The 18729-nt window shown below is 66.0% G+C and carries 18 protein-coding genes; 7 read left to right on the forward strand and 11 right to left on the reverse strand.

The annotated features are described in order from the left end of the window. Window positions 1-19: 19 nt before the first annotated feature. From argH to MOK15_RS15760, 4 genes are all read left to right on the forward strand, one after another. On the forward strand, window positions 20-1390 hold the full coding sequence (gene argH, locus MOK15_RS15745) for an argininosuccinate lyase (RefSeq protein ID WP_242932463.1): 1371 nt from the start codon (window positions 20-22) through the stop codon (window positions 1388-1390). Then, the gene (locus tag MOK15_RS15750) at window positions 1387-1644 is read left to right on the forward strand and encodes a hypothetical protein (RefSeq protein ID WP_242932464.1); all 258 of its coding nucleotides are present in this window, start codon (window positions 1387-1389) and stop codon (window positions 1642-1644) included. Before argH ends, MOK15_RS15750 begins: the two co-directional genes overlap by 4 nt. Window positions 1645-1801: 157 nt before the next feature. After that, window positions 1802-3064, forward strand: coding sequence for a diaminopimelate decarboxylase (gene lysA / locus MOK15_RS15755; protein WP_242932465.1), 1263 nt, complete (start codon window positions 1802-1804; stop codon window positions 3062-3064). Next, window positions 3064-3822 carry a bifunctional precorrin-2 dehydrogenase/sirohydrochlorin ferrochelatase gene (locus tag MOK15_RS15760; protein ID WP_242932466.1) on the forward strand — a complete coding sequence of 253 codons (759 nt, stop codon included), beginning with the start codon at window positions 3064-3066 and terminating at the stop codon, window positions 3820-3822. The genes lysA and MOK15_RS15760 overlap by 1 nt, the downstream gene beginning before the upstream one ends. Window positions 3823-3825: 3 nt before the next feature. On the opposite strand, the gene MOK15_RS15765 is transcribed toward MOK15_RS15760, so the two are convergent. Continuing rightward, window positions 3826-4419, reverse strand: coding sequence for a TetR/AcrR family transcriptional regulator (locus tag MOK15_RS15765; protein ID WP_242932467.1), 594 nt, complete (start codon window positions 4417-4419; stop codon window positions 3826-3828). Window positions 4420-4574: 155 nt separating this feature from the next. Between MOK15_RS15765 and MOK15_RS15770 the strand changes: the two genes are divergently transcribed. The 3 genes from MOK15_RS15770 to MOK15_RS15780 are packed head-to-tail and all read left to right on the forward strand — an operon-like array spanning window position 4575 to window position 8770. Beyond that, window positions 4575-6089 carry an efflux transporter outer membrane subunit gene (locus tag MOK15_RS15770; protein WP_242932790.1) on the forward strand — a complete coding sequence of 505 codons (1515 nt, stop codon included), beginning with the start codon at window positions 4575-4577 and terminating at the stop codon, window positions 6087-6089. Further along, window positions 6082-7227 (forward strand): EmrA/EmrK family multidrug efflux transporter periplasmic adaptor subunit, encoded by a 1146-nt coding sequence (locus MOK15_RS15775; protein WP_242932468.1) that lies wholly within the window; start codon window positions 6082-6084, stop codon window positions 7225-7227. The genes MOK15_RS15770 and MOK15_RS15775 overlap by 8 nt, the downstream gene beginning before the upstream one ends. A 13-nt stretch (window positions 7228-7240) precedes the next feature. Beyond that, window positions 7241-8770, forward strand: a complete 1530-nt coding sequence (locus tag MOK15_RS15780; protein ID WP_242932469.1) for a DHA2 family efflux MFS transporter permease subunit — start codon at window positions 7241-7243, stop codon at window positions 8768-8770. A 3-nt stretch (window positions 8771-8773) separates the two neighbouring features. Here the strand turns inward: MOK15_RS15780 and MOK15_RS15785 are convergent, their stop codons facing one another. From MOK15_RS15785 to MOK15_RS15830, 10 genes are all read right to left on the reverse strand, one after another. Then, entirely contained in the window at window positions 8774-10357 is a 1584-nt protein-coding gene (locus MOK15_RS15785; RefSeq protein WP_242932470.1) for an ABC-F family ATP-binding cassette domain-containing protein, read from the reverse strand. A gap of 202 nt (window positions 10358-10559) precedes the next feature. Then, window positions 10560-11249: a tetratricopeptide repeat protein gene (locus tag MOK15_RS15790; RefSeq protein ID WP_347567229.1), complete on the reverse strand. Its 690-nt coding sequence runs from the start codon at window positions 11247-11249 to the stop codon at window positions 10560-10562. Further along, complete coding sequence (locus tag MOK15_RS15795; RefSeq protein ID WP_242932472.1) at window positions 11200-12102, reverse strand: hypothetical protein; 903 nt, start codon at window positions 12100-12102, stop codon at window positions 11200-11202. The genes MOK15_RS15790 and MOK15_RS15795 overlap by 50 nt, the downstream gene beginning before the upstream one ends. Window positions 12103-12216: 114 nt before the next feature. Continuing rightward, entirely contained in the window at window positions 12217-13251 is a 1035-nt protein-coding gene (locus MOK15_RS15800) for a flagellar motor protein MotB (RefSeq protein WP_242932473.1), read from the reverse strand. 3 nt (window positions 13252-13254) lie between these two features. Beyond that, a complete protein-coding gene (motA, locus tag MOK15_RS15805; protein ID WP_242932474.1) occupies window positions 13255-14118 on the reverse strand; it encodes a flagellar motor stator protein MotA in 864 nt (287 codons plus the stop codon). A 122-nt stretch (window positions 14119-14240) separates the two neighbouring features. After that, the gene (locus MOK15_RS15810; RefSeq protein ID WP_242932475.1) at window positions 14241-15086 is read right to left on the reverse strand and encodes a flagellin; all 846 of its coding nucleotides are present in this window, start codon (window positions 15084-15086) and stop codon (window positions 14241-14243) included. Between the two features lie 17 nt (window positions 15087-15103). Next, window positions 15104-16441 (reverse strand): flagellar hook-associated protein FlgK, encoded by a 1338-nt coding sequence (gene flgK / locus MOK15_RS15815; protein ID WP_242932476.1) that lies wholly within the window; start codon window positions 16439-16441, stop codon window positions 15104-15106. Beyond that, window positions 16438-16758 carry a rod-binding protein gene (locus tag MOK15_RS15820; RefSeq protein WP_242932791.1) on the reverse strand — a complete coding sequence of 107 codons (321 nt, stop codon included), beginning with the start codon at window positions 16756-16758 and terminating at the stop codon, window positions 16438-16440. Before MOK15_RS15820 ends, flgK begins: the two co-directional genes overlap by 4 nt. Continuing rightward, entirely contained in the window at window positions 16758-17852 is a 1095-nt protein-coding gene (locus tag MOK15_RS15825) for a flagellar basal body P-ring protein FlgI (protein ID WP_242932477.1), read from the reverse strand. The genes MOK15_RS15820 and MOK15_RS15825 overlap by 1 nt, the downstream gene beginning before the upstream one ends. 188 nt (window positions 17853-18040) lie before the next feature. Beyond that, a complete protein-coding gene (locus MOK15_RS15830) occupies window positions 18041-18721 on the reverse strand; it encodes a flagellar basal body L-ring protein FlgH (protein WP_242932792.1) in 681 nt (226 codons plus the stop codon). Between the last annotated feature and the right edge of the window lie 8 nt (window positions 18722-18729).

The following is an 18729-nucleotide window of genomic DNA, read 5'->3' on the forward strand; positions in this document are numbered from 1 at the left end:
GGGAGCAGGCTCCAACAGCATGTGGGGCGGCCGGTTTGCCGCCGGCCCGGCATCGATCATGCGTGAGATAAATGCCTCCATCCCCTTCGACAAGCGATTGTGGAAACAGGATATCGCCGGGTCCAAGGCGCATGTCGCGATGCTGGCCAAGCAGGGCATCGTCGAGGGGCAGGATGCGCAGGCGATCAGCGACGGGCTGGACCGCATCGCTGCAGAATATGAAGCCGATGGCGTGCCGGTGAACCTGGACCTGGAAGATATCCATATGGTCACGGAGTCGCGGCTGGCCGAACTGATCGGCCCGGTGGCGGGCCGCCTGCACACCGCGCGCAGCCGCAACGACCAGGTGGCGACCGATTTTCGCCTGTGGGTGCGCGACGCCATCGACGAGGTGGAGGCGGGGCTTGGCGGCCTGCAACGCGCGCTGGTCGCACGGGCGGAGGAGAATGCCGACGCGGTGATGCCGGGCTTCACCCATCTGCAATCCGCGCAGCCGGTGACTTTGGGCCATCACCTGATGGCCTATTATGAGATGGTACGCCGCGACCGCAGCCGCTTCGCCGACGCGCGCGCGCGCCTCAACGAATGCCCGCTGGGCGCGGCGGCGCTGGCCGGCACCGGCTTTCCGACCGATCGTCATGCGACGGCGGCGGCGCTGGGTTTCGCCAAGCCGACGGACAACAGCCTGGACAGCGTCAGCGATCGCGACTTCGCGCTCGATTATCTGATGGCGGCGACCCAGGCGTCGCTGCATCTGTCGCGGCTGGCGGAGGAGTTCATCATCTGGGCGAGCCAGCCCTTCGGCTTCGTGAAACTGCCCGATGCCTATTCGACCGGCAGCTCGATCATGCCGCAGAAGCGCAATCCCGACGCGGCCGAACTGGTGCGCGGCCATGCCGGGCGGATCATGGGGTGCATGACCGCGCTGTGCGTCACGATGAAGGGGCTGCCGCTCGCTTATTCCAAGGACATGCAGGATGACAAGCCGCCGGTGTTCGAGGCGCATGACCTGCTGGGCCTGTCGATCGCGGCGATGACCGGCATGATCGAGACGGTGACGTTCCGCACCGACCGGATGCGGGGGTTGGCCGAAAGCGGTTTCGCCACCGCGACGGACCTGGCCGACTGGCTGGTGCGCGAGGGCGGCATTCCGTTCCGCGAGGCGCATCATATCACCGGCCGCGCGGTGGCGGCGGCGGAAACGGCGGGCGTGCCGCTTGACCAATTGCCGATCGAGACGCTGAAAGAGATTGACGCGCGGATCGACGATCGCATCTATGCGGTGCTGACGGTCGACGCCTCTGTCGCCAGCCGGCAGAGCCATGGCGGCACCGCGCCGTCACAGGTGCGCGCGCGCATCGCGCAAGCCAGGGAGGAACTTGGGTCATGAAGAAGCGGACGCTTGTCGGGCTTGGCATGGTCGCACTGGTGCTGACCGCCTGTGGCGGGCGTCAGCCGCTGAAACCGGTGCAGGGGCAAAAGCTGCCCGCCATACCGGTGGGCGCGCCGACCGCGCCGACCGCCGCAGACCTGATGCAGCCGTCGATCCAAGCGCGCCCGGAGCGCAGCGTGGAATTGCTGACCCAGTCGCGCCAGCGCGGCAATGACGAATTCGAACTGCCGCCCGAAGCGCATCCGAAATAAAAGAGACTCACCCAGGAGCCGTTCGCCCTGAGCCTGTCGAAGGGCTGCTTTTCTCTTCAGGAAAGTGCAGGGCTTCGACAAGCTCAGCCCGAACGGAATTGGGGTTTGTCCCGACTAACGCATAGCATTTTTTAGATCGAAGACGCAGGAACAGACCTTGGATCATTTCACCTATGTCGACGGCGCCATGCAGGTGGAGCAGGTGCCGATGGACGCGATCGCGCAGGCGGTCGGCACGCCTGTCTATATCTATTCGACCGCGACGCTGGCGCGTCATGTCGGCGTATTCCGCGAAGGCCTGTCGCAGCTTGCCGACCCGCTGATCGCCTTTGCGGTCAAGGCCAATCCCAATGCGGCCGTGCTGGCGACGCTGGCGAAACTGGGGCTGGGCGCGGACGTGGTGTCGGGCGGGGAATTGCTGCGCGCGGTGGCGGCGGGGATTCCAGCCAGCCGCATCGTCTTTTCCGGCGTCGGCAAGACCGCCGAAGAAATGCGCCTGGGGCTGGAGCAGGGCATCTACCAGTTCAATGTGGAAAGCGAGCCGGAAGCCGAAATGCTGTCCGCAGTGGCGCTGTCCATGGGGAAGGTGGCGTCCGTCGCCTATCGCATCAACCCCGATGTCGATGCCGGCACCCATGCCAAGATTTCGACCGGAAAGTCGGAAAACAAGTTCGGCATCCCCTATGACCGGGCGATCGAAAGCTATGCCGCCGCGCGCGCTCTGCCCGGCCTGGATGTGCAGGGCGTTGCTGTCCATATCGGCAGCCAGTTGACCGACCTTGCCCCGCTGGAAGCGGCCTTCATCAAGGTCGGCGCGCTGGTCGCGGCGCTGCGGGCGGAGGGGCATGATATCCGCACCGCTGATCTGGGCGGTGGCCTGGGCGTGCCCTATGATCCCGCGCAGCCGTTGCCGCCCAGCCCGGCCGACTATGGCGCGATGGTGAGCCAAGTGACGCAGGGCTGGAACGTCCGGCTGATGTTCGAACCCGGCCGTGTGATCGTCGGCAATGCCGGTGCGCTGCTGTCGCGCGTGGTGCGGGTGAAACAGGGCGCGCAGGCGCCTTTCGTCATTGTCGATGCGGCGATGAACGACCTGATGCGCCCCAGCCTTTACGACGCCTGGCACGATATCCGCGCGGTGAAGCCGGTGGGTGCGCGGGAGACCGCCAACGTTGTGGGGCCGGTGTGCGAGACGGGCGACACCTTCGCCATGCACCGCGACATGGACGTGGTGCGGGCGGGCGATCTGGTCGCCTTCATGACGGCGGGCGCCTATGGCGCGACCATGGCGGGCACCTATAATAGCCGGCCGCTGATCCCCGAAGTGCTGGTGTCCGGCGACAAATGGGCGGTGGTGCGGCGGCGCCCGCCGATCCAGTCGCTGATCGACGGCGACATCATTCCCGACTGGATTGCCTGATGAAGAGCCTGCCCGTCTTCCTGGCGTTGACGGGTCGACCGGTCATCCTGACCGGCAAGGGCGAAGCGGCCGATGCCAAGCGTCGCCTGCTGGAGCGGGCGGGCGCGCGCATCGTCGGCGAAGAGGATGGGGAGGCGCGCATCGCCATCATATCCGACGGCGATGAGGCGGTGGTGGCGCGGCTGCGCGGGCGTGGCGTGCTGGTCAATGCGACCGACCGGCCGGACCTGTGCGATTTCACCCTGCCCGCGATCGTGGACCGTGATCCGGTGCTGATCGCCATCGGCACGGGTGGCGCATCGGCGGGCCTGGCCAAGGCGCTGCGGCAACGGCTGGAGGTTTTGCTGCCCGCGCGGCTGGGTGCGCTGGCGGAGGCGCTGTTCGGCGCGCGGGCGGCGATCCGGGTGCGGTGGCCGGATGCCGGCGATCGACGGCGGGCGATCGACGCAGGGCTGGCGCCGGGCGGGATGATCGATCCGCTCAAGGAGGATGTGGCCGGGTCCGTTTCCGCCTGGTTGGCGCAGAGCGGTGATCCTGTGGCGTCCCGGCTGGAAAGGATCCGGCTGCTGTCGGGCGATCCGGACGATCTGACGCTGCGTGTGGCGCGGCTGCTGGGGGCGGCCGATCGCGTTTACCATGGGGCTGGCATACCCGGAGCGATCCTCGATCGGGTGCGCGCCGATGCGGTGCGGATCGTGGCGGAGGGAGCGCCGGAGAATCCGGGTGCGGGGCTTTCGCTCTGGCTGGAGCTGGGCTGACGGTCAGCCTTGCGGTGGCGCTCCGTCGGGCGCGTAGGCGCGCATGAAAAGATCGACGGCGAAGGTCGCGTCCTGCTCGATCTGTGCGGGGTCCGGTTCCTTGATCTGGGCCATCAGCAACTGATGATGGCTGCCCGCCATGCAGAGCGACATGAGCGCGCGGGCCGCATTCGTCGTATCGGCGGTGCGGAGCTGGCCGCGGGCCATGGCGCCTTCCAGAAAGTCGGCCAGCATGGCCCGTGTGTTGCGGGGTGCGAGTTCGAAGAATATCTGGCTGAGTTCCGGGAAGCGGCCGCCTTCCGAGATGATGAGCCGGTGCAGCGCGATGGCTTCGGGAGACGTGACCTTGGTAATCAGGCTGATGCAGGCGCGGTGGAGCGTGAGCGCCAAATCTCCTTCCGGATCGAGGATTTGCGAAAGCCGGGTGCGATAGGCCCCCGCCACCCGGTCAAGCACGGCGGCGAACAACTGGTCCTTTGAGGGGAAGTAATTCCACAAGGTCCCCTTCGACCCGCCCAGGGCCGCGGCAATGCCCGACATGGTCGTGCCGGCATAGCCATGATCCATGAAATAGTCCTGCGCCACCGTCAGGATCATGTCCCGGCGATCCCGGCGACGCGCTTCCCTGCGGCCACACATCAAGGGCGTTTTGCTTCCCGTCATAAAATCGTACTATATAGTACGCTAATACTGTTGACAAGGGTTCGCAACAGGCCCATTGGCGATTTTCATACTCTATGGTACGATTTTTTATGGCGATGAGTCGTATGGCTTTTTCCTCCCGCATGATGCTGGCGACGACGACGGCGATGTTGTTGTCGGCCTGTGCCGCAATCCCCAATCTTGGCCCCAAGCCTGCGATTCGCGCGCCTGAAAGCGTGGCCGCGCAGCAGAGTCTGGCCGCGCCCGATGCCGCCTGGCCGGACGAAGGCTGGTGGACCGCTTATGGTGATCCGCAACTGACCGCGCTGATCGAGGAAGGGTTGCGCAACGCACCCGACATGGCGGTTGCGGCGGCGCGCTTCCGTCAGGCGCAAGCCATGGCGCAGCAGGCGGGGGCAGCGGTCCTGCCATCGGCCAATCTGGAGGCCAGCGGCGCGGCGACCAAGCAGAGCTACAATATGGGCATGCCCAAGGAGTTCGTGCCGCAGGGTTGGCTCGGCACCGGCCGGGTGGCTCTGGACCTGGGCTTCGACCTTGATATCTGGGGCAAGAACAAGGCAGCGCTGGCGGCCGCGACGTCCGACGCGCGCGCGGCGGAGATCGACGCACGGCAGGCGCGGCTGGCGCTGACCACCGGCATTGCCGACGCCTATGCCGATCTGGCCCGCCTCTATGACGAGGCGGAAATTCAGCAGCGTACGCTCGACATCCGCATGGCGAGCCAGAAGCTGGTCGCCGACCGGCGGCAAAATGGCATGGAAACACGCGGCAATGTCCGCCAGGCCGACGCCACCGTTTCCTCGGCCAAGGCGCAACTGGCCGGTGCGCGTCTGGCGATCCAGTTGCGACAGCATCAGATTGCCGCGCTGATCGGGGCGGGGCCGGATCGTGGCCTGTCGATCACCCGGCCGCAACCGGGCAAGCTCGCGCCGCTGGGATTGCCCGGCGACGTCACCACCAATCTCGTGGCGCGGCGTCCCGACATTGCCGCCGCGCTGGCCCGCACGGAAGCGGCGGCCAAGCGGATCAAGGTGGCGCGGGCCGATTTCTTCCCGGCAGTGCGGCTGAGCGCGCTGATCGGCATTCAGTCGCTCGGCTACAACACGGTTTTCGCCAATGGCGGTGCGGTCGGTTCGGCCCAGCCCTTCGCCAATAGCCTGTTCAAGAAAGACTCGATCTTCGGCAATGCCGGTCCTGCGATCAGCCTGCCCATTTTCCAGGGTGGCTCGTTGCAGGGCCAGTATCGCGGCGCCCGCGCCACCTATGACGAGGCGGTCGCCACTTATGACAAGACCGTGCTGGGCGCTTATCAGGAGGTGGCCGACGCGGTGACGAGCCGTCGCACGCTGGACCAGCGGCTGACGGACGCGCGCGCTGCGCTGACCGCTTCGGGCGAAGCCTATGACGTGGCGCGCAAGCGTTATGCAGGCGGGCTTTCCACCTATCTCGACGTGCTGACTGTCGAGGATCAACTGCTTTCCGCGCGGCGATCGGTTTCGGATCTGGAAGCCAGCGCCTTCTCGCTCGATATTGCTCTCATCCGGGCGCTGGGCGGTGGCTTCACCGCCGGCGAACCTCTCTCCAAGGACCAACCGCATGGCTGACGCCGCTCTCGAAACCAACGACGCTCCCGATGCGACGCAGGAGGAGCGCCAGTCCGCGCGCAAGACATGGCTGATCCGCCTGGCGCTGGCGGTCATCGTCATCGGCGTCATCTGGGCGGCCTGGTATCTGCTGGTGGGGCGCACCCATGTCAGCACCGACAATGCCTATGTGAATGCGGAAATGGCACAGGTGACGCCGCTCGTTTCGGCGCAGGCGATCGAAGTGCTCGTCAGCGACACCCAGGCGGTGAAGAAGGGCGACATCCTGGTCAAGCTGGACCCGACCAATGCGCAGATCGCCGTGGCGCAGGCGGAGGCCGACCTGGCCGAAGCGCGCCGCCGTTTCCGCCAGACCGTCGCCACCAGCGGATCGCTGACCGCGCAGGTCGACGCACGCGGGGCGGACATCGTCCAGTCGCGCGCGCAGCTCGCCACGGCGCAGGCGAATTTCGACAAGGCGCGGATCGACCTGCAGCGGCGCGAGGCGCTGGTCGGCGATGGCGCGGTGTCGGGCGATGAAGTGACGATAGCGCGCAACGGCTATGCCGCCGCCAAGGCCGCGCTCGACCTGGCCCGCGCAGGCGTGAAGACGGCCGAAGCGACGCGCGGCGCGGCGACTGGCCAGTTGGAAGCCAATGACGCGCTCGTCCGCGGATCGACCATCGACACCGACCCGGCCGTGATGGCCGCGCAGGCGAAACTGGATTCGGCCAAGCTGGACCTGGACCGCAGCATTATCCGCGCGCCGGTTGATGGCGTTATCACCAAGCGGCAGGTGCAGGTGGGGCAGCGCGTGGCGCAGGGCAGTCCGATCATGACCATCGTCCCGCTGGCGCAACTCTATGTCGACGCCAATTTCAAGGAGCGCCAGTTGCGCGACGTGAAGGTGGGGATGCCCGCGAAAGTCACGTCCGACCTTTATGGCGGCGGTGTGGTCTATCATGGCAAGGTCGTCGGTTTTTCGGGCGGCACCGGATCGTCGCTGTCGCTGATCCCGGCGCAGAACGCGACCGGCAACTGGATCAAGGTGGTGCAGCGCCTGCCGCTGCGGATCGCACTCGACCCCAAGGAACTGGCCGAACACCCGTTGCGTGTGGGCCTGTCGATGGAAGTCGAGATCGACCTTTCCGGGAAGTGAGGACGGTCGGGCGATGAGCGGCGACGACGATATCTTCTCGCGGCTTTCGCCGCGCACCCGGACTCTGGCGGGGCTGGTGCTGGCGCTCAGCAACTTCATGGTGGTGCTCGACCTTACCATCGCGAACGTCTCGGTCCCGCACATCGCCGGCAACCTGGGCATCTCGCCCGATCAGGGAACGTGGATCATCACATCCTACGCCGTGGCGGAGGCGATCTGCGTGCCGCTGACCGGCTGGCTGGCCCAGCGGTTCGGCGTGGTGCGCATGTTCACATGGTCGATGGTCGGTTTCGGCATCTTTTCGCTGCTGTGCGGCATGTCGATGACCCTGGGGATGATCGTCGCTTGCCGCATCGGCCAGGGCATTTGCGGCGGGCCAATCATGCCCATGTCGCAGACGCTGTTGATGCGCGTCTTTCCGCCGGAGGCACGCCCCAGGGCGATGGGCCTGTGGGCGATGACGACCCTGCTGGGGCCGGCCATGGGGCCGATCATCGGCGGCTATATCAGCGACAATTGGAGCTGGCACTGGATCTTCTTCATCAACCTGCCGATCGCGGTGCTGTGCGTGTTCGCGGCGCAGGCGCTGCTGCGGCCGGTGGAGACGGACACCGCCAAGATACCGATCGACAGGGTCGGCCTGGTGCTGCTGGTCTTCTGGATCGGCTGTCTGCAGGTCATGCTGGACATTGGCCGCGACCATGACTGGTTCAGCGATCCGATGATCGTCGCGCTGGCCATTCTGGCGGCGATCGGTTTCGTGGTGTTCATCATCTGGGAACTCACCGAAGAACATCCGGTCGTCGATTTGCGGGTGTTCCGGCATATCGGCTTTTCGTCCGGCGTCTTTTCGCTGGCGCTATGTTTCGGCGCCTATTTCTCCGGCATCGTCGTCATTCCCCAATGGTTGCAGATGACCCAGGGCTATACCGCCACCTGGGCGGGTATCGTGACGGCCTTCACCGCCATGGCGGCACTGATGTCGGCGCCCTTCGCCGCGCGCTTCATGGGCAAGGTCGATCCGCGGATCATGATTTCCGGCGCGGTCTTCTGGCTGGGCCTGATGACCCTGTGGCGGGCGCACTGGACCAGCGGCATCGATTTCTGGACCATGGCCGCGCCGCAATTCATCCAGGGCTTCGCCATGCCCTTCTTCATGATTCCGCTCACGACGCTGACCCTGGGGTCGGTGCTGCCGAGCGAGACCGCTTCCGCCGCGGGGCTGCAGAATTTCCTGCGCACCATGGCGATCGCCATCTCGACATCGCTGGTGCTGACCGGATGGGGGGATGCGCAGCGTGTGTCGCGTAACGAGCTGGCGGGCGTGTTGCAGCCGGCCGACGCGCAGGCGCAGCTGAGCAGCCTGGGCTTTTCGACCGAGCAGATTCGGCAGACCATCTCCAACATCGTCGAGCAGGAGGCGATCGTCATCGCGGTCGATCATGTCTTCTTCATATCGGCCCTGGTGCTGTTCGCCGCCGCCGTGATCGTCTGGCTGGCGCCGCGCCCGAGCGGGGCGGTCGATACGTCGGCAGCGCACTGAGCGTCAGGATGCGGGGAGTGCGATCCGGCGGGTGATGCCGATCGCATCGAGGAAGGCCGGGTCATGGCTGACCACCAGTAGCGCGCCGTCATAGGCGGCAAGTCCCTGTTCGATCGCGGCGATCGAATCGAGGTCGAGATGGTTGGTCGGCTCGTCCAGCAGCAGAAGCGGCGGCAGCGTCGTTCCGCCCAGCACGCAGGCCAGGGCTGCGCGCAGCTTCTGTCCACCGCTCAGCGTCTCCACCCGTTGTAGCGCCAGATCGGCGCGGAATCGGAAGCGCGCGAGCGCGGCATGAACGGCGTTGCGGGTCGCGCCGGGATGCAGCCGGGCGAAATTGTCGGCGATGGTGGCGTGGGGATCGAGCAGGCCGGCATTTTGATCGAGCAGCGCCAGTGCGGCCGGGCGATGGATGTGACCGGATAGCGGTGTGATGTACCCCGCGATTAGATGGAGCAGGGTCGATTTGCCCGCGCCATTGGGACCAGTGATGGCGATCCGCTCCGGCCCGGCGATACGGAGGTTGAGGTTACGCAGCGGCGGGTCGGCGGGGTCATGCCCTGCGGTCACATCTTCCAGCGCCAGCAGGATGCGGCCCGGCGGCACCTGCGCGGAGGGGAGGGTGACGGTGAGCGGAGCGAGGATTTCGATCTGCCCGCGCGCGTTGGCGATGGCTGCCTGCGCTTCCGCACGCTGGCGATCGGCGCGACGAGCGGCGTCACCGCCGGAGCGTTCGGCCAGGTCCTTTCGCTTGCCGATCAGGATGCGGGGCATGTCGCCCTTGGCCGCCTGACGTGCGCCCGCGCCGTCGCGGCGCTGCTTGCGCTCGGTGGTGAGCTGAGTTTTGCGGACGAGATCCGACGCCTGACGTTCGGCATTGTCGAGCGCGTGTCGGGCGGCGGCCAGTTCCACATTCTTGCGCGTTCGGTAGGCCGACCAGTTGCCGCCATAGCGGGCGATGCCAAGGCTGGTCAGTTCGGCGATGGCGTCCATGGTCTCCAGCAGCATGCGATCATGGCTGACGACGATCGCGCCGCCCCGCCAGCGTTGCAGCAGGGCGATCAGAGCCTCGCGTCCCCCGGCGTCGAGATGATTGGTCGGCTCGTCCAGCAGCAGCCAGTCAGGCCGGACGAAAATCGCCGCCGCCAGTGCGGCGCGGGTGCGCTGGCCGCCGGAGAGATAGGCCAGCGACGTGGCGGGATCGACGCACAGGCCCACCTCTGCCAGCGCATCGGTAAGGCGGGCGGGCAGGGTCCAGTCGCAATCCTCCAACTCCTCCATCGTGGCGACGCCCGCCTCCGCCTTGTCGAGCAGGGCGAGGGCGGCGCGGGCATCGAACAGGTCGGCGATGCTCTGGCCGGGATCAGGCTCCAGCGTCTGGCGCAGGGTGGCGATGTTGCCGTCGACGCGGACTTCGCCGGTCGCTGGCTGGCGCTCGCCCGCGATCAGCGCGAGCAGGGTCGATTTGCCGACACCATTGCGGCCGATCAGGCCGATGTGTTCGGGAAGGAAGCGGAAATCGAGGCCGGAAAGAACGGGCGTCCCGTCAGGCGCGGACCAGCCGAGGTTCGAAAGGGTGATGGCAGGCATGGACAATAACTTTCCTGAAAGCAGAGCGAGCGGGCTGAGCGTTCAGGGTGATGTCTATGACGGCGATCCTTTCGAAATGGGTGAGGCGCCGATGTAGAGAAGCGCGCGCAGGGTGGCAAGCCGTCTGGGATATGTGGGGGAGCGGCGGAACGGAGTGGATGGGGAACAGAAAGCCCTTGCCAACCCTGAATATCGATCGGTGCTAGTCGAGCCTGCTCGTTTCAAGCGCGGTCAGCGCCTGCGCGGACTTGCCATGGCCGAGGGCGGCGGCCTGCTGCATCAAGGCAAGGGCTTGCCGCCGGTCGGCCGCGCCGCCTTCGCCGCGGATCATCATGGCGGCGAGATTGAACATGCCGTCCGGGTCGGATCGGTTTGCCCCTTCCTGAAACCAGCGCCGGGCCATGGTCGGGTCTTTGGGCAGGATCGCGCCTTCGTAGAAATAGGTGCCCATCGCCACCATGGCGGCCGGATCGTCGAGCAGCGCGGCGGACTTGTAGAAGCCGATCGCAAGCTGTTGATCGGCCGTCACGCCGTCGCCCAGGTCATAGGCACGGCCCAGCGCATACAGGGCGCCGGGATGTTCGTGCCTGGCCGCCGCCTGGAACCAGGCCAGTGCGCGTTTCTTGTCGGCGCGAACGCCTGCGGCGCCGTCGAACAGGAGCTGGCCGAGCGCGAATTGCGCAGATGCCAGGTCGAGCGTTGCGGCTTGCTTGTAGCACGCCATGGCTTTCTTCACGTCGCGCGCACCACCAATGCCGTCGCGATAGAGATCGCCCAGCCGCTTGGCAGCGGGGATATGGCCGACATCGCGCGCACGTTCGAACCATCGGCGGGCCGCCGCCTCATCCCTGGGGATATCGCGGAAACCCGTCAGATAGAGATTGCCCAGGATGACCGCAGCCTCGTTCCGGCTGGTCCGGGATGAACATCGGCGTGTCCCGGGTCGGGTTGAAAGATGCCGTCGCGGCCTTTTTGAGCCATGTCACGGCTTCGGCCGGCTCGGATTGCTCCTTCAATCCCTGCAGATAGATTTTACCGATGAAGAGCGCGGCTTCATCGCCCCCTTCATTCCATTGCAGCTTGTGTGCGGCCTGTCTGAACCAGTCGAGCGCTTCGCGATAGCGCCCCTGGTCGAACAGGGCGAAGGCCATGGGCAAGCTTTCGTCCCGCACGGCGATTTCGCTCCGTCCGCCGCCTGGCGGTGGCGTCGGCCCGGTCATGACCGAACCCGCTGCGGCCCGCCCAGCCATGCTGCTAATTCGATCCAGGCCCATATTGTCCGCGCGGCCACCCCGCGTATAATTGCTGCGACAGGCCAGGATCGCCGCGTCCAGGCTGCTCCCGCCCGCATCAGGGGCGAGGTTGACGACAAGCCGACGGACGCCGAACCGGGTCTTTGGCAGCGTCGGCAGGGCCGATCCTTCGGTGACGGCAGGTGGCGCATTATAATCGGGATTGCGGGGGAAGCGCGTCGACAGATAGGCGGTGGGGAGCAGCAGGTCGTTTCCGCCCACAGCGCCGTACAGGGCGGCGAAATGGGGATCGCGCATGAGCCTTTCGCAGGTCGCCCAGCGCGGCGCCTCCGCCATGGGTGCGCCCGTCACCAGCAGATCGCTTCGCTTTTCGGCCGGGATGTTGGCGGGTGGCCGGGCAAGTGCTGACGTCGCGCCTGCGCCCAGACCCAGCGCGACCAGCAGGCCGCCGCTTATGATGTCGATAAAGAGGCTGGCCTTACTGCACTTCATCCTTGCCTCTCCCGACGATATTCTGCGGTCGTCCGAACAAAGGCAAGTTTAGCATGATGGCGGTAGGAGGCAACTTGGCGTTAAGGCGGCGATATTCCATCGCCGCCCGCTATTTCAATTCTTGCCCGGAGCGGCCGGGTTGATGAGCGCCGCGTTGGCCGGGAGGCCGGTGCCGCCCATGTCGAGCCGCCTGGCCTGTTCCCTGGAGATGCGGGCCGGGTCGTCGCGCTCCTTGATCGCGGCCCTGCTGTCCTCGTCCAGTCCCGCCTCGTCGTCGGACGCATCGCTGCCGTTGGTCCAGCCCAGGATGATCGACATGCGCCGGTTGCGCGGATCATAGGCGTCATCCTTCACGAAAGGCTCGCGGTCGGCGATGCCCTCGATCCGGGCGAAGCGCTCGTTGCCGACATCGGCGTCCGCCAAAGCCTGGCGCGTCGCTTCGGCACGGGCGGAGGAGAGGCGCCAATTGTTCATCGTCCGGCCTGCCGCATAAGGCAGGGCGTCGGTATGGCCGCGCACGATCAGCGGGTTGGGCATGGTCTGCAACACGGTGGCCACTTCGCGCACCAGCGCGCGCGCCTGTGGCAGGAGCCGGTCGGTGCCCATGGCGAACATTGCGAAATCCGCCTCGTCGATCAGGTCGATGCGCAGCCCTTCGCGCGTCTCGGTGAAGCGCACATTCCTGCGCAGCTTCGCCATGCCGTTGCGCATCATGCGCGCTTCCAGTTCCTTCTTGATCGCCTCGAACTTCTTCCGGTCGGCCGCGCGCATCGCCTTGCCGCCCTGTTCCCTGGTTCCGGAAGCGTCGCGCGGAATGGTGATGCTGAGGTTCCCCTGTCCGCCGGTGGTCGGGTAATTTTCCTTGCCCATGATGGAATCGCCGCCCAGCAGGCCGGTCGATCCGGCCGACGCCATCTTCAGTTCGACCAGGGTCGGGGTGAAATAGTCGGCCAGCGCCTTGCGCTGTTTTTCGGTGGTCGCGCCCAGCAGCCACATCAGCAGGAAGAAGGCCATCATCGCCGTCACGAAGTCGGCATAGGCGACCTTCCAGGCGCCGCCATGATGGCCGCCATGTGCTTCGACGATGATCTTCTTGACGATGATCGGCCGGGGTTCCGGCTCGTTCGCGCCGCGTTTCTTGTCGGCCATGGCTTATTTGCCCCGCATACCGTCGAACACTTCGGCGAAGGCCGGCTGGTTCGCGTGGGTCAGGCTGGACCGTGCAGCCTCGATCACCAGGGGCTGGGGATGGCCGTGCAGCGAGGCGATGATGATCTGCTTGACGACATGATAGATGGCGCCGTCGGCCTCGATCACCGCGCGGCAGCGGTTGGCGAAGGGGTTGACCATGCCATAGGCGAGCAGCACGCCCAGGAAGGTGCCGACCAGCGCCGATCCGATCATTGCGCCCAGGATCGCCGGGGGCTGGTCGATCGCGCCCATGGTCTTCACCACGCCCAGCACCGCCGCGACGATGCCCAGCGCGGGCAGGGCGTCGGCCAGGCCCTGGAGATTGTTGGCGGGCTTCAGCGCTTCGTGATGATGGGTCTTGAGCGCATTATCCATCACCTCCTCGACCGCGTGCGGATCGAGCGTGCCGGACGATATCACCACCAGGCGCAGCGTGTCGCTTATCAGGTGGATCAGCGTCTTGTCCTTCATCAGCTTGGGATATTCGCTGAAGATGGTCGAACTGGCCGGGTCTTCGATATGGGGTTCGAGCGCCACCGGCCCTTCGACGCGCAGCGTCTTCATCAGCTTGCTGACCAGGAAGATGCAGTCGAGGAAATCCTGCTTCTTATATTGCGGCCCCTTGAACACCTTGCCCAGCCCGCCGCCCAGCGCCTTCAGGTCCGCGCCGCTATTGCCGATAATCAGCGCGCCGATGGCCGCGCCGCCGATGATAATCATTTCATGCGGCAGGGCGTGCAGCACCGGGCCGATATCGCCGCCGGTGAAGATGAAGCCGCCGAACACCATGCCCAGAAGCACGACAAGGCCGATGATTGCGAACATGAAAATCCCCGAATTGCGCCTGGAGGCGATGGCTCCGTCGGCGTCTTGAAAGCGCCAGTCCGTTTCTGGTTAATACGGATTGGTTAGCATTCGCTTTAGGACGGGGCCGCCCTTTTTCCGTCTTACTTGATGAGGTCGAACAGAGTCTGCTGGTTGATGCGGGCGAAGGCCGATTGCGCGGCTTCAAGCTGGAGCAATTGTGCCTTCACATTGGCGATCACTTCCTGAAGGTCGGTCGATTCCAGATCGGCGCGGCGTTCGCTCAGGTTCAGATCGACATTGGTCAACCGCTCGCCAATGGTTTCCAGCCGTTCGCCGCGCACGCCCTGCTTGGCCTGCTGCACGGTGATATGGCTCTGCGCTGCCTTGACCCCGGTGAGCGAGGAAGCGATGTCGCTGTCCACGCCGCTTTCGATCGCGGCGATGCTCTGGGCCAATATGGCGTCGATCGACATGGGCGCGCCGTCGACGTCGATACCTTCCGACACCTCTTGTCTCGTGCCCACGACCGCCAGGTTCAGACCGCGGCCGACCGGTACAAGCACGCTTTGTCCGTCGTCGAACACCGGCGCGCCCTGATAATCCTTCTGGTTCAGCAGTTCGTTGACCGTGGTCTGGATCGTCTTCATCTGCTCCACGATGGCGGCGCGGCCGGCGTCGTTCAGCGATCCGTTGCGGGCCGATGTCACCAGTTCCTGGGCATGGGTCAGCAGATTGTTGATTTCCGACAGATTATTCTCGGCCGTGGTGGCGCGGGTGCTGCCATGGCTGACATTGGCCTGCCAGGCTGCCTGTTGCGCCTGGGCGCGACCGACATCCGATAGCTGCACCCAGGCGAGCGCATCATCGGACGGCTTGGTGAGCGTGATGCCGGTCGAGATGGCGGTCTGGCCGGCGATGATGTCCTGCGACAATTTCTGCTGCCGGCGGATTTCGGCGAGCAGGATCTTGTTGGTGATGCCTACCATGGGTCAGCCCTTTCCGGTCACATGATCTGCAGGATGGAATCGATGGTTTCCTTGGCCATCTGCAATATCTTAGCGGATGCCGAATAGGCCTGCTGGATGCGCAGCAGATCGGCCGCTTCCATGTCGAGGTCGACGCCGCTCACTGCCTCGCGCGCGGCGACCGCCTGATCGTTGCGGCTGGTTGCAGTGTCATATTCCGCCTTGGTCGCGCCCAGTAGGTTGGCATGGCTCGCGACCAGGGTAGTCCAGCCCTGTTCGACGCTGCCATTGCCGCGCAGCGTCGCGCTGACCGTCAGCAGATTGCCGTTGAGCGTGCCGTCCGCTGATTTGAGCGCCAAGTCGGCGGGTTGGACGTCGAGCGCGGCCATCGTGGCCGCACTGCCGCTCCAGGCGAGCAGCGCGCCGCCCGCTGCGCCGCTGTCGGTCACACCCTGGGCGTGCCAGGCATTGACGTCAGTCACAAATTGCTCGGCTAGCGTGTCGAGGCTGGCGCGCCGGTCGGCCACCGTGCCGGCGGAGGAAAAGAGGCCGCCCAGCGTACCGCTGCCGGGCGCGGTCAGCGCCGTCCCGTCCGCCAGGCTGAGCGCCAGCGTGCCGTCGGCATTGGCGGCGACCGACAGGCTGGTTGCGCTGTCGCCGCTGACCAGCGTCTGCCCGCCGAAGCTGATCTGCACGCTGTCGTGCGCGCCGAAGCCGATGGTGACGTTCAGGTTTGCCGACAGATCCTGCAACGCCGAGTCCCGGCTGTCGAGCAGTTGCGCATAGGCCGACGTGCCCGGCTGCGCGCGCAGCAGGCTATTGTTGATGTCGGCCAGCGCGTCGAGGGAGCGGTTGATCGTGTCGACCGATGCCGTCGCTTCGGTGGCGATGCCTTCGGAAACGAGCTTGAGGTCGGCGGCGGTGTCGTTGAAGGCCTGCGACACGCGGCTGATGCTGTCCAGCGTGGTGACGCGCAGCGACGTGTCGGTCGGGCTGGCGGCCAGCTTCTCCATATTCTGGAACATGCCGGTCATGAGCTGGCCGACGCCGATGCTGCTGTCGTTCATCGCGTTTTCGGCATCGGTCAGCCAGCGCAGCCGCGCTGTCGCGCTGCCCAGCGTCATGCCGGTCTGGCGGACGCTCGCGTCCAGATAGGGGTCGGACGCGCGGTTGACGCTCAGTACCTGCGTGCCGCCGAAATTGGCGCGCGCGACGTAGAGCGACATGGTGGCGGTCGACGAACCGGATTCGGCGGTCGTCACCGTGCGGCGGGCGTAGCCGGGGGTGCTGGCGTTAGCGATGTTTTCCGAGATGGCCGCCATCGCCGTGCGGTTGGCCTTGACGCCCGAAGCGCCGATGATGAACAGGTCGCTCATGCGCCGGCCGCCGGGGTGGAGGCGTCGGAGACGGGCTGGTCGCTCACCCGGTCGCCAAACTGCTTCAGCAGCAATTCGGCGATGCCCAATGCGCCCTTGCTCGCCATCGCGTCGGCGGTGTGGGCGTCGGCCATATCGCGGAACTGCTGTGTAGCGCTGGAATCACCGATGCCCTCCGCGAGGCTCGCCGATCGCATCGCGCCGATCATCTGGCGCAGGAACACGGCCTCGAACTGTTGCGCCACCTTGCCGAGCGCGGCCTTTTGCGAAGGAGCGGCGCCGGTCGCGCCGGCGGCATTCGTCGAGTTAATCTGCATCACAGCACCACCAGCTCCGCTTTCATCGCGCCCGCCTGCTTGAGGGCCTCCAGGATCGCGACCATGTCCGCCGGGGAAGCCCCGATCGCATTGACCGCCTTCACAATATCGGCCAGCGAAGCCCCACCTTTAAAATTAACCATAGGTTTTTTCTGTTCGTCGATGCTGATGCTGCTCGATGGCTCCACTGCGGTCTCGCCCCGGCTGAAGGGGGCGGGCTGGACGATGCGCGGGCTTTCGTTGACGCTGACGGTCAATTTGCCATGCGCGACGGCGGCCGGATGGATCTTCACCGCACCGTTGATGACGACCGTGCCCGTGCGGGCGTTGACGATGACGCGGGCGGGGGCGTCGGCCGGGATGATCTCGATATTCTCGATCATGCCCATCATCAGGATACGCTCTTCGGCGCCCGGCGCGGCGTCGATCGCCACCGACACGGCATCGGTGGCGCGCGCCCGGCGATCGCCGAAGCTCTTGTTGATGCCGTCCGCGACGCGCAACGCGGTCGTAAGGTCGGCCTCGGCCAGGTTGAAGGTCAGGCTGGGCGCAGTGTCGAAACCGGTGGCGACCGCGCGTTCGACCGTTGCGCCCTCGGGAATGCGGCCGGCCGACGGGATGTTGACCGACACCTGGCTGCCGTCCGCGCCGGACACGCCCAGGCCGCCGACGGCGAGGTTGCCCTGGGCCATGGCGTAGATGTCGTTGTCCGCACCGCGCAGGGGAGTCATGATAAGCGTGCCGCCGCGCAGCGACTTGGCCTTGCCCAGCGCGGAGACGGTGACGTCAAGCCGCTGGCCTGGCTTGGCGAAGGCGGGCAGGTCCGCCGTCACCAGCACCGCCGCCGCATTTTTGAGCGCCGGGTTGACGCCCGGCGGCAGGGTGAGGCCGAAGCGCGAGACGACGCCCCTCATGCCCTGGGTCGCATATTCGATACTGTCGTCGCCGGTGCCGGCCAGGCCAACGACAATGCCGTAACCGGTGAGCTGGTTGGGACGCACGCCCTGGAAGGTGCCAAGATCCTTGATGCGTTCGGCATGGGCGGGGGCGGTGAAGGAAAGCGCGATGAAAAGCACGAGAATGAGGCGCGTCATCCATCCTCCCCTGTAAGGTTCAGCAGAGGGACGTGACTCTGCTGAAGGGGACCGCTCGCGAAGCGAGTGGTGGAGGGGTGCTTCCCTCTCGATAGGATGACACCCCTCCGTCAGGGCTACGCCCTGCCACCTCCCCTTAGAGGGGAGGATGAGAGGAAGGCGCGTGAAGAGGGTCACTGGGCTCTCCATCAGAAGGGACTCAGCGCGGAGAAGAAGCGTTGCAGCCAGCCCTGACGGCTGGCGTTCGCGATTTCGCCCTTGCCCTTGTAAATAATCTTGGCGTCGGCCACGCGGGTCGACGCGATGCGGTTGTCGGGCGCGATGTCGGCCTGACGGACGAGGCCGCTTATCTGGATAAATTCGTCGCCGCGATTGAGCGTCAGCGCCTTCTCGCCCTTCACCAGCATGGTGCCGTTCGGATAGACCTGCGCCACCGTGACGGTGATCTCGCCGGTCAGCGCGTTGGACTGGCTGGCGGCGCCCTTGCCCGTGAAGCTGTTCTGGCCGCCCATGGCGACATCGCTGGCGGAAAAGGCCTTGGAGAGCACGCCGGTCGTCGGCGGGTTCAGGCCCAGCGATCCGTTGCGGTTGGTGTCGGCGCTGGTGCTCTTGCTCGCCTGGGTGCGTTCGACCAGGACGATGGTGACGACGTCGCCGACGGCTGTGGCCCGCGCGCCGCTGGTCAGCGGGGTATAGCCGATCGATGTCTGGAAGATGGAACCGTTCGCGGGCGGCGCGGCCGGTTGCGCCACGACCGGCGCATAATAATCGCGCTCGGTGTCGCGCTTGGTCTTCTTGGCGGCCCCGACGGGCGAGGCGGCCAGTGCGATCAGCGAGACAGCGGCGATGGTGGCGGGGTACAGGTGCATCATCCAGG

It is taken from the genome of Sphingobium sp. BYY-5, assembly GCF_022758885.1.
Classification (GTDB): Bacteria; Pseudomonadota; Alphaproteobacteria; order Sphingomonadales; family Sphingomonadaceae; genus Sphingobium.

What these genes read in the sequence shown, in the direction of transcription:
- argH (WP_242932463.1), top strand. Translation starts at nt 20, where the DNA reads ATGTGGGGCGGCCGGTTTGCCGCCGGCCCGGCATCGATCATGCGTGAG.
- MOK15_RS15750 (WP_242932464.1), top strand. Translation starts at nt 1,387, where the DNA reads ATGAAGAAGCGGACGCTTGTCGGGCTTGGCATGGTCGCACTGGTGCTG.
- MOK15_RS15760 (WP_242932466.1), top strand. Translation starts at nt 3,064, where the DNA reads ATGAAGAGCCTGCCCGTCTTCCTGGCGTTGACGGGTCGACCGGTCATC.
- MOK15_RS15765 (WP_242932467.1), bottom strand. Translation starts at nt 4,419, where the DNA reads ATGATCCTGACGGTGGCGCAGGACTATTTCATGGATCATGGCTATGCC.
- MOK15_RS15770 (WP_242932790.1), top strand. Translation starts at nt 4,575, where the DNA reads ATGGCGATGAGTCGTATGGCTTTTTCCTCCCGCATGATGCTGGCGACG.
- MOK15_RS15775 (WP_242932468.1), top strand. Translation starts at nt 6,082, where the DNA reads ATGGCTGACGCCGCTCTCGAAACCAACGACGCTCCCGATGCGACGCAG.
- MOK15_RS15780 (WP_242932469.1), top strand. Translation starts at nt 7,241, where the DNA reads ATGAGCGGCGACGACGATATCTTCTCGCGGCTTTCGCCGCGCACCCGG.
- MOK15_RS15785 (WP_242932470.1), bottom strand. Translation starts at nt 10,357, where the DNA reads ATGCCTGCCATCACCCTTTCGAACCTCGGCTGGTCCGCGCCTGACGGG.
- MOK15_RS15795 (WP_242932472.1), bottom strand. Translation starts at nt 12,102, where the DNA reads ATGAAGTGCAGTAAGGCCAGCCTCTTTATCGACATCATAAGCGGCGGC.
- MOK15_RS15800 (WP_242932473.1), bottom strand. Translation starts at nt 13,251, where the DNA reads ATGGCCGACAAGAAACGCGGCGCGAACGAGCCGGAACCCCGGCCGATC.
- motA (WP_242932474.1), bottom strand. Translation starts at nt 14,118, where the DNA reads ATGTTCGCAATCATCGGCCTTGTCGTGCTTCTGGGCATGGTGTTCGGC.
- MOK15_RS15810 (WP_242932475.1), bottom strand. Translation starts at nt 15,086, where the DNA reads ATGGTAGGCATCACCAACAAGATCCTGCTCGCCGAAATCCGCCGGCAG.
- flgK (WP_242932476.1), bottom strand. Translation starts at nt 16,441, where the DNA reads ATGAGCGACCTGTTCATCATCGGCGCTTCGGGCGTCAAGGCCAACCGC.
- MOK15_RS15820 (WP_242932791.1), bottom strand. Translation starts at nt 16,758, where the DNA reads ATGCAGATTAACTCGACGAATGCCGCCGGCGCGACCGGCGCCGCTCCT.
- MOK15_RS15825 (WP_242932477.1), bottom strand. Translation starts at nt 17,852, where the DNA reads ATGACGCGCCTCATTCTCGTGCTTTTCATCGCGCTTTCCTTCACCGCC.
- MOK15_RS15830 (WP_242932792.1), bottom strand. Translation starts at nt 18,721, where the DNA reads ATGCACCTGTACCCCGCCACCATCGCCGCTGTCTCGCTGATCGCACTG.